Origin of the sequence: Clostridium tarantellae (genome assembly GCF_009295725.1) — a bacterium.
In the GTDB taxonomy this organism is placed as follows: domain Bacteria; phylum Bacillota; class Clostridia; order Clostridiales; family Clostridiaceae; genus Sarcina; species Sarcina tarantellae.
The window spans coordinates 1-9,650 of sequence record NZ_WHJC01000125.1; the positions used below are offsets into that span (position 1 = coordinate 1).

The 9,650-nt window shown below is 28.2% G+C and carries 3 protein-coding genes; 2 read left to right on the forward strand and 1 reads right to left on the reverse strand.

Annotated elements, in window-relative coordinates; all coding sequences use genetic code 11:
- Positions 1 to 180: 180 nt before the first annotated feature.
- Positions 181 to 639: a recombinase family protein gene (locus GBZ86_RS09200; protein WP_327444774.1), complete on the forward strand. Its 459-nt coding sequence runs from the start codon at positions 181 to 183 to the stop codon at positions 637 to 639.
- A gap of 202 nt (positions 640 to 841) precedes the next feature.
- Positions 842 to 6,076 (forward strand): carboxypeptidase regulatory-like domain-containing protein, encoded by a 5,235-nt coding sequence (locus tag GBZ86_RS09205; protein ID WP_152889958.1) that lies wholly within the window; start codon positions 842 to 844, stop codon positions 6,074 to 6,076.
- A 105-nt stretch (positions 6,077 to 6,181) separates the two neighbouring features.
- Here GBZ86_RS09205 and GBZ86_RS09210 read toward each other — a convergent pair whose 3' ends face one another.
- Complete coding sequence (locus GBZ86_RS09210) at positions 6,182 to 9,358, reverse strand: alpha-L-fucosidase (RefSeq protein WP_152889960.1); 3,177 nt, start codon at positions 9,356 to 9,358, stop codon at positions 6,182 to 6,184.
- Positions 9,359 to 9,650: the final 292 nt, after the last annotated feature.

The following is a 9,650-nucleotide window of genomic DNA, read 5'->3' on the forward strand; positions in this document are numbered from 1 at the left end:
ATGAAAGTATAAGAAGTTCATAAGAGAACTGACTAGGAGTAATGAACCTAGTTGAACATTCTAAAAATGTATAAAAGGAAAACTTAGATAATTTAAACAACTGTATTTGAAAATTTTATATAGCGAGGCGAATTATCTAAATGAGTATATTTTAGTACATTTTTAGAACCAGATACTATAATTGTAAAAAACTTAGATAGATTAGGAAGAAATGCAGAAGAGGTTAGAAAAGAACTTATTAAATTGTCTAAAAAAGGAATAATCATAGAATCTATCGACCAAGCTTATTTAAATGAATTTTTAAAGGATAAATTAGTAAATAAAAAAGCAAATTCATTAGCTGAAGCAATGCTTAACATTATGTTAGATACCATGCTAGAAGTAGACCTTTTAAAAGCAGAATGGGAAAGAAAAGAACTTAAAAAAAGACAAAAGGAAGGTATTCAAAGAGCTAAAGAAAAAGGAAAACATCTAGGCAGATTTGCTGTTAAAGAATTTAGGGAAAAATTTAATGAAGTATATCCTCTAACTAGAGATAAAAACAATCCTAATTATATGAGCGTTACCTCTGCTTCAAAATATATAGGTTGTTCTAGAACTTTATTTTATAAATTACAAAAAGAATTGAACAATAAATAAAAATTTAATATTTAATATAGAAAACCGGTAAAAAATTATTTTTTAATGATACCGGTTTTTCTTTTTATTATTTTTCATTGCTTTGTACTTTTAAATTAAAACATGCCTAAAAAAAACTGTATATCACTGACACCTTTTACAATTATTTAAATAATATATATGGAAAGTAATTTCAATAATTTAATATTAAGGAGGACTTTCTATGCAAATAAGACGAGATAAGTATACCTTAGGAAAATCTGAAACAGTGGAAATTACTAATAAAATTTCAGATATAAAAGCGGATATAAAACTCGATTCTAATAATAATGAAGTAAATATTGGCTCTTCAATTTCAGGAACTATAGTAGATACTTTTAATAATCCTATACAAAATGCTATAGTTAAATTAATGAATAATAGACTAGAACCTTTAGCTAATGTACGAACCGATATTAATGGTAAATATGTAATAAATATTGTACCTTCTAGTTCTATATACACTGTATTAGCCATTGCTTCTGGAAAAATATTAAACCAATCTCCTTCTTTTTCTTTAATGACTGGTGAAAGTAAACTTATAAATTTTACTTTATCAAATGATCCTAATGCTTTATTTGGAGCAATTAGTGGCTTTTTAACTGATAATAATAATAATATAATTTCTGGTGCTATAATTTCTTTATATAAAATAACAAATAATTCTAGTGATTTATCAGCAATAACATATTCAGATAATCAAGGAAATTTTATATTTAGTGAATTATTACCTAGTAATTATAAAATAGTTATTTCTACTCTTTCATATCACCCTTCTGAAGAAATTATTACTTTAGAAAGTGGAAAAATATATTCTACAAAGAAAATTTTACTTATTAATGAAACTTTAAGTGATGGATCTATCTCTGGAATAATTACTGATAAATTAAATATAGCTATTGCTGATGCTGATGTTATTCTTTATAAATTAGAAAATAATAATTCTCAAACTCCTGTAGCTTTTACTAAAACTAATTCTTCTGGAATATATAGTTTTGCTAATGTTCCTTTTGGATCTTATATGATTAAATCCAATGCAACACAAAGCTTAGACTTAAAAACTCCAATTTCTCCAATGGTCTCAATAACTTCTACTTTGCAACTAGGTACTTATAACCTATCAACAGGATTTTTAGAAAATGGTGCTATGGTTGATTACTCAACAGGCTTGGTTACTTATATTGGTGGCAAAAATAATGGTGCTGTAGTTTTGCCTATATCTGTAGCAAATGGTGGATTATATACTTTAGCTATTCAATATATTTGTGGTGATTTTAATAAACCTTTAAAAATAGAAATAAATGATAAAGATACAGGGAATGAATATCTATTTCCAATCACTCCTGGCACATCAATAAATGCTATTAAAACTTTTGATATTCTAGTTACTCTAAATTCTGGAAACAACATTGTAAAATTTTATGGTAATGGTATTGATGCTGCTCCAGATTTACAGTCAGTAACTGTAATTTTAAATCAAACTCAAGAAACAAGTATATTTGCAACTGAACCTTCTATGAATTCTAATTATAACGTTGCTATGGGTGAACTTTCAGGAAATGCTAAAATTAATGAAGTAACTGGCTTTATAACTGGACTTGGTGGTACTAAAGATGGTAGTTCTACAGTAACAGTAAATGAAGTTGACGCTGGTATTTATTATTTATCTGTTAGGTATTTATCCACTGCAAATAATCTTAAATTAAAAGTGGATGTTAATGATGACAAAAAAGGTAATGTTTATATGCCTCCTACTACTAAAAGTACAAATGTTTCAGATGCTTTAATTTTCACATTTCCTGTAATATTAAAAGATAATACTAACACTATTAAATTTCATGGTGATGGTAAATCATTAAGTCCAGATTTAGAAGAATTTCTTTTGCAAATTCCTCCTATAACATCAAATTTAGCTAACGGAGTTCTTGAAAATGATGCTAAAATTGATACAAAAACTAACTTTGTAGAAGGAATAGGTGGACCTACTGATGGTTCATCAACCGTTACTGCTAATCTTAGCACTGCTGGTCAATATAATTTAATTTTTCAATATTTAAGCTTAACAAATAATACACCTTTAAAGGTTTCTATAAATGCTATAAATTCAACTACTATTTTTACTTTACCATCTACTGAAACTATGAATATTTCCGATGCTAAAACTTTTACTATACCTGTAACTTTAAAATCTGGAAATAACTCAATTAAATTTCATGGTAATGGCAAAAGTATATCCGCTACTTTAGGCTCTTTTGTTTTGAGTTTTAATACCACTAAAACATCTACTTTACCAAAAACTCCAACAGTGCCTCAAGATTCTTATAGCCTGACTAATGCTGGATTAGAAGGTCCATCAGTATTAGATAATCAAAGTGGATTAGTTAATTGGATTGGTGGAAAAGGAAACGGTATTTGCACAATGAAAGTTATGGTAGATACTACTGGAGATTATGTACTAAGAATAAACTATAGAGGAACTAATAGACCTCTTAAATTAGAAATTCCAGAAGTTAAAACAAGTACAATTTATAACATAAATGGACCTTATATAGGAACATTTTCTACACTAATACCTCTTGATAAAGGAATTAATACACTAAAGTTTAGTGGTGTTGATGAAAGTTATGCTCCTGATTTAGGAGACTTTACTATTAATTTAAATTTATCTAGTACCTATCCTTTATCTAATGGATTGTTATCAGAAAATGCAAAAGTTCTTCCATCAGGGGCAATAGGAAATCTAGGTGGATTTTCTGATGAATCTTTAATAATATCTTATTTTGCTATGAATACTGGCAGCTATAATTTAATTCTTACTGTTGATGGTTATAATGGTCGTTCTCTTCTACTTGATATTGATGGTAAAAATACTGGTACTATTTATAATATTCCATCAAGTAATAATAAACCTCCAACCACTTACACTATTCCTATATTTTTAGATGATGGAGAAAATTCATTTACTTTTCATGGTGATGGCACAAATCCAGCACCTGATATTTATACAGTAGATTGCAAATTAGTTTCAGCTATTCCAAAAGATCATATTTTCCGAATAGCTAGTGGAACTTTAGCTGATGGAGCTCAAATAAATCCTGATTCTAATCTTGTTGAAGGTTTAGGAGGAATGAATAATGGATCGGTAACATTAACAGTTGTAATTAATGAAACTGCAACCTATGATTTAATGCTTAATTATATAGAGCCTTATGTGGATAGCCCTTTAAAAATTGATGTTAATGGAACTTATCTAGGTACTTATACTTTACCTATAACAGATTTTGCCGTTGAATCTGATCCTGAAATATTTACCATAACAATTCCTTTTAATAAAGGAGAAAATACTATTAAATTTTACGGAAATGGCTATGATGAAGTTTCTATTTTAGAATCTTTTGAACTAATTAAATCAGCACCTGTTGTTGAAACTATTCCTAAAGGAACTTATTATGCAAAGGATGGTATGCTTTCAAGTAATGCTAAAGTAGATAGTGTTTCTGATTTTTTTGTTACGGGTCTTGGAGGTTCTAAAGATGACTCTGTTACTTTAAAAGTTAATGTTGAAGAATCAGATGATTACAATTTATATATTCAATATATTACAAGAGATGATAACAATCAAACTTTAACCATAGATATTAATAATACTCCTACAGGACTTCCATATAAAGTTATACCTACTAATGGAATAACCATTAAAGATTCTAAATTTTTTGGAATACCAATAACTTTAAAAGCTGGTGAAAATACTATAAAAATTCATGGTGATGGTAAAACCATGGCTCCTGATATTGGTCAAGTAACTATTAGCAAAATTCCTATTACTTTAACTTATGATATTGCAGATGGTTTATTAGAAAATTTAGCTAGATTAAATAATACTACTAAATTTGTAGAAAATTTAGGTGGTGATAATAATGGATCATCAACTATAAAAGTAAATACTCAAGTAGCCGGTACCCATTATATTACCTTTGACTATATATCTACTTCTAACAGCAATATTAAAGTAGATGTTAATGGAGTAAATACTGGTGCTTCATATAAATTATCACCAACCACTGGAACATTACCTAGTACTGCAAAGAATTTTACCTTTAAGGCTGATTTAAAATCAGGTAAAAATACAATAAAATTCTATGGCGATGGAAAAAATCTTGCACCATCATTAGGACCTGCAATAATATCTTCAACAAAACTTATTAAAACTTATAATGTTTCTCAAGGACTTCTTTTAGATGGAGCTTCCAAATATGGTAATGGTGATTTTGTTAGTTTAATTGGAGGACAATCAAATGGTTCTTCTACAGTAAATGTAAATGTAACTTTAGCTGGAGTATATGATATTGTATTTAAATATATATCTCCAATTATTGAAAGACCTGTAAGAATAGAAGTAAATGATATAAATGATGATGAAATATATTTACCTCCTTTAACAGAGGATTGGGATGTAGCTAATGCTAAAACATTTACTATTCCACATTATTTAAATGCAGGTAAAAACACAATTAAATTTGAGGGAAATGGAAGTTCTTTAGCTCCTATTATTGGAGAATTCTATTTAAGTTTAAGTAATGATAAACCTATGGTTTATAATATTAGTAATGGAACATTAAGTGGAAGTGCTATGGTTAATAAGAATACTATGTTAGTTGAAAATATAGGTGGCGAAGAAAATGGTACAGCCTCATTAAAACTTAATGTAAAAACAGCTGGTTGGTATAATTTAATAGTTCAATATGTATCTGTATATGATGAAAGTAATCTATTAGTAGATATAAATAAAGTTCCTATTAATCAAAAATTCATCTTCCCATTAACTTTAAACTGGTCACTTGCTAATATAGATACCTTTATAATTAAGGCTAATCTAAAGATAGGAGATAATACAATAAAATTTTATGGAGATGGTAAAAATCCATCACCTATGTTAGGTACAATTACTCTAAATTTAATTACAAATCAAGCTAATCCCTTACCTCCTAATGTTTATGATATAGCTGCTGGTGAACTTAAAGATGGTGCTCTTATTGATTCTGAAACAGGATTTGTATATAACCTTGGAACACCTAAGGGATATATTCCTGTAACTACAATTCCAAATGGTGCTACTTTACCAACTAGAATTACAATTGATGCTTCAGTAACAGTTACTGTTACAACTGAATCTGAAGGTATATATTCTATAATTTTAGATTATATATCTCCTGACTCAAATCCATTTACAATAGATATTAATGATGAAAATATTGGTTATATATTTATGAGTAGAGAAAGTTTTAACTTAGAACAAATGGAATTTACTGCTCATTTACAAAAAGGTACCAATACAATTAAAATTCATGGAACTCAAAATGATCCTTGTCCTGCTTTTGGAAAATTATATTTACAATTATTAAAATCAAAGATGGTTTGATTTTAATAATTTATTAATAAAAAATTTTTATAAGACTAAAACAATAATAAATAATATTTTTAAATTAAAATAAGAGGGCTTTTTTTAAAAAGCCCTCTTATTTTACTATTTAGCAGTTCTAACATTTATAGATACTGGTCTTCCTTTTTGTCCATCTAATCCTTTAGCTAAAACTTTAAATCCATATAAAGTATTTACCTTTAAATTATTAGCTTCATATTCTAATATATCATTAGCATTTACTTTAGCAACTTCTTTTCCATCTTTATAAATTATATATTCCGCTACTTTATCACCTGATGATGGTGCATCCCATTGTAATTTTATTGAATTACTACTTCTTTCATTAACTCTTAAATTTTCTACTTTTTTAATTCCTTCTCCTTGAACTACATCCTTTTTACTGTTATAAACCTCAAATTCATTGATATTTGCTGGAGCATAATTATTTGAAGCCGCATTTTCTAAAATAGTTAATCTAATTTGCTCTCCTGTTACTGGTTTAAACTTTAAAGTTAATTCTTCTCCAATGGTAGTTCCATCCTGTATTGTTTTCCATACTTCTCCATCATTATACTCTAATTTAAATTTTTTACATCTATAATCATTAGGTGTTACCCAAGTATCTAACATCTCACTAATAATAACTGTATCAAAGGTAGTTCTTTCACCAAAATTAACTGTCATAGTTGGAGTTTTATCTCCATTTGCAGGAGCCCATCTTGTTGCTGTGTCTTCATCTATTGCTTTATTTTTTTCATATCCAGCTTCTTCTGAATACTCTGATGATACAGTTATTTCTTTTCCAATAACTAAATTTTTTCCTTTATCTCTTACCTTTAAGGTAGTATTTGTAACATCTACCACACTACCATCACTATCTTTAAGAGAAATTCTAATATTTTTGGTACCTTCTCCTATATTAGCTACATCAACACTCCAAGTTCCATCTTTTGAAACATCTCCTTCAAATTTTACTGGAACTACATTATTACTTTTAACTAATACTTCTACAGTTTCTCCACCAATAGCAGTTCCTTCCATAGTAAATCCATCTGAACTAACTATTTGTGTTTCTTTAGGTGATGTTACTTCTACTTCTGTAATAACCTCATTAAAAATTTCGAATTCATAAATACTAGGATTAAGTGCATCTGTAATATTTAACCTTATTCTATCACTAGTAATAGGGTTAAATGTTACTTCTGTTTCTTCTTGCAAAGTTCCTCCAGTGTATCCTATTACCCATTTTTCTCCATCCCAATATTCAATATTATATGAATTCACACTATTTTTATTAGATAAAAAAGTTTTAAAATAAGCTTTATTAAAGGTTATTGGTTCATCAAATTTCAATTCTAGAGTAGCTTCATTTGTATTATCATCAGTAGCCCATCTAGTATTTAAATCTCCATCAACAGCTTTTATACCTTTATAAGAATTATTATTTTCATAATAATTTGATTCTATAACCTCTTTAGCTTTAGTTGCAAGATTTACATTTACATTTGTTGGTACTTCCTCTGGAGTTCCTACAACATCAATTTCAATTACCGTATCATATTCATTTCCTTCTACCTGGGGAGTTTCTATTAAAATTCCATCCTTTAACTTTGTATAATTTACTTCAATATTTGTTCCTAAAATTTTCATTCCTTTAATATCATTAACTATAGCAGGAATTTTAATTGCTTCACCACCATTCCAATCAGTAAAATGTAAATATATTTTTCCTTCCTTAGTGGTTGCTTTTATACCTTGTGGTAACTTAGTAAAACATGAGATTCTTGTACCATAAATACTTTCTCCATTTTCTTTCATCCACATACCTACATCTCTAAGAACATTAGCACTTCCTTCTGGAACCCTTCCTAAATTATCTGGACCTACATTTAATAAATAGTTTCCTCCTTTTGAGGCTACATCAACTAAATTTTCTATTACCGTCTCTGGAGATTTCCAATTATTATCTGTTTTATGATATCCCCATGAATTATTAAGAGTCATACAAGTCTCCCAATCATAATCTAATCCTGTTGGAGGTATTTCCTGCTCTGGTGTTCCATAATCACCATCATCTGGATGCTTTTTCCCTACTCTATTGTTAATTACTAATGATGGTTTAAGTGTTCTTAAATAACGATAAAGTTCTTGTCCATCTTCTTTTGTCCACCAATTTGCCCATTCTCCATCAAACCATAAAACTTCCACATCATACTTTTCTATAAGCTCACGTAACTGCCCCTTCATGCGAGTTTTATATTCTTCTTTTTGTTCTGGATGCATATAATGTCCATAATTATCCTGTGATTTATCATGCCAATCATAAATAGTATAGTATGCTCCAAATTTTATTCCTTGTTTTTTACACTCATTTGCTAATTCCTCAATTGGATCTGGACCTTTATAATTACCATAACTCATTAATTCATAATCTTTAAATTCTCTTATTTCTGTATCATACATAGAAAATCCATCATGATGACGGCTAGTAAATACCATATATTCTTGTCCAGCATCCTTTGCTACCTTAACTATTTCCTCTGCATTAAATTGGCTTGGATTAAAAGGCTTGGCTATATCTTTAGCATAATCCTCTTTTGATATTCTTAAATAATCCATAATCCACTCTGAATATTGTACCCATTTTCCTTTATACTCTCCACCAGCTTCTGCATAAGGTCCAAAATGAATAAACTGACCATATTTAGCATCTCTCCACCATTTCATACGTTCATCAAATTCTTGTTCTGTTTCGTTTCCATCATATTGAGAAAAATTAAAAATATCTATATTTACATCCATGTCATCCTTAAATACAAAAGCTATATCATGCACTCCTGTAACTTGAGGAATACTTAAATAATGATCCTTAAAAACTCTTTCACTATTAGATGGATTAACATTTATAGTTCCTAAAAGTTCTCCCTCTTTAGAATCTAACCTTACCTCTATTTTTTTATCTCTATCCTTATTTAAAGAAGATATAGTAACTAACATTGTATTTAAACTTCCATCCTTAAAGTTAATATCATTATAAACTATACTATCTCCCGCTTTAATAGCTCCTCCTATTGAGTTAAAATCCGCTCCATTATCTGTTATAACTATTCCTTCTCCATTTTTTTCTTCCCAAATATGAGCTTGAAAAATATCTTGTCTCTTTTCTACACTAAGTGTATTTATTGGTCCTGCTAATACTGATAAATCAACATTTCCTGCAATGATAGCAGCTGTTAAAGCCGTAGCTATACATCTTATTTTTTTTACATTTTTGTTCATAAATTCCCCTCCACCTATAACAATATTATATTTTAAAAAGTTCCTTCTTTTAATCTTAATAACCAAAAGAAGTTCTCTTTATAAACCATTTAATAGTTAAAACGTTTTCATAAAAATGCTATATATCTTTTTTTATACAAAACTTATACTTTGTAAGTTATATCAATAAGAGCTTTACTTAATTTTATTATATGGTAATTTTTGTAAGTATTCAAGTTTTTATTTAATTTTATTATAATATTAAAATCTCACTAATTTTTTTATTAAAATATTAAGATATACAAGCTAATAC

What these genes read in the sequence shown, in the direction of transcription:
- GBZ86_RS09205 (WP_152889958.1), top strand. Translation starts at nt 842, where the DNA reads ATGCAAATAAGACGAGATAAGTATACCTTAGGAAAATCTGAAACAGTG.
- GBZ86_RS09210 (WP_152889960.1), bottom strand. Translation starts at nt 9,358, where the DNA reads ATGAACAAAAATGTAAAAAAAATAAGATGTATAGCTACGGCTTTAACA.